The organism is Leisingera sp. F5 (assembly GCF_001593695.1).
This window is the reverse complement of the sequence record NZ_LUKH01001121.1, coordinates 1-1,261: the sequence shown is the minus strand read 5'-3', so window position 1 is coordinate 1,261 and position 1,261 is coordinate 1. Positions and strand designations below refer to the sequence as shown.

The window sequence follows — 1,261 nt, the reverse complement described above, 5'->3', positions numbered from 1 at the left end:
GTATTGGCCAGGCGGATACCGCCGTCGCCGTGGTGGTAGTTGATCGGGTAATCCGGGTCCTCAGCCAGCTCTTTGTACAGGTTGATCGAGTGGGTCTTGAGGCCGACCATGGTCTGGTTCATGCCGAAATTCGTGACCTGCGCCGCTGAATGCCAGGTGGTGCCGCTGGTCAGTTCGTTGCGTTCGACAAGAACGACGTCGCTCCAGCCTTCCTGAGTGAGGTGGTAGAGGGTGGAGCAGCCGGCGATGCCGCCTCCGATCACCACAACCTTGGTGCGCGATTTCATGAAAGGGACCTCCCGATGGATTTTGCATGACTAAGCGCCCGGTCAGCGCAGGCTGCAATACAGGGGAGTGTAATTATCAAAAATTCGAAAACTTTGTTGAATAAGCTGGTAGTTCTGCTCCTGTGATTGCCAGCCGGCGGCTGCGGCGGGAACATTGGGGTAAGATTTACCTCAGGAGGTCACAATAATGGCAGAGCAGCGAGCCAAACGGGGCGGGCGCCGGGAGCGTTTGGCGCAGAGGGCGGCAAAGCCTGCCGTGGATCCCTGTCCGCCGGGCCAGATCGGCGGAGACTATAAGCCGCTGACCCCTGAGGAACTGGAGCGGGTTTACTCCACATCACTGGAATTGCTGGCCAAGCTTGGCATGGGGGAAGTTCCGTCCCAGCTGCACGCCGATCTGCTGGCGGCAGGGGCGCAGGACAACGGTGCCGGGCGGGTAGTGTTTCCGCCGCAACTGGTGGAACAGGCGATTGACCAGGCTGCCAAGACGTTTGTTCTGCACGGACGCGATGACAGCCGCTCAATCACGGTGGGCGGCAATGCGGTGCATTTCGGCACCGGCGGCGCGGCTGTGCAGACGCTGGATATGGAAAGCGGGGTGTACCGGCCTTCGACGCTGACTGACCTGCATGACTTTACCCGGCTGCAGGACACTCTGGCCAATGTCAGCTGGTTCACCCGCTGCTGCGTGGCGACAGATGTGCCGGACAACTACGATCTGGACGTGAACACGGTCTATGCGCTGCTGAAGAACACCACCAAACCAGTGGCGACGTCGTTTACGCTGGCTGAGCATGTGGCGCCGATTGTGGAGATGCTGGATATCGCTGCAGGCGGTCCGGGGGAGTTCTCCAAACGCCCCTTCGTCAAGGCGCATATCAGCCCGGTCATCTCTCCAATGCGTTATGGTGAGGATGCAGTGGACGTTGTCTATGAATGCATCAGGCACAACATTCCAATGTCCTGCATAACTG

General features: G+C 59.4%; 2 protein-coding genes. One reads left to right on the top strand and one right to left on the bottom strand.

Annotation, left to right across the window (positions count from 1 at the left end; all coding sequences use genetic code 11):
* Positions 1-287 (bottom strand): FAD-binding oxidoreductase (locus A2I95_RS39410; RefSeq protein ID WP_291737800.1); only part of this gene is annotated, 287 nt, incomplete at its 3' end.
* Positions 288-474: 187 nt separating this feature from the next.
* On the opposite strand from A2I95_RS39410, the gene A2I95_RS39405 reads away from it, so the two are divergent.
* On the top strand, positions 475-1,261 hold a 787-nt coding region (locus tag A2I95_RS39405), incomplete at its 3' end, for a trimethylamine methyltransferase family protein (RefSeq protein ID WP_291737799.1).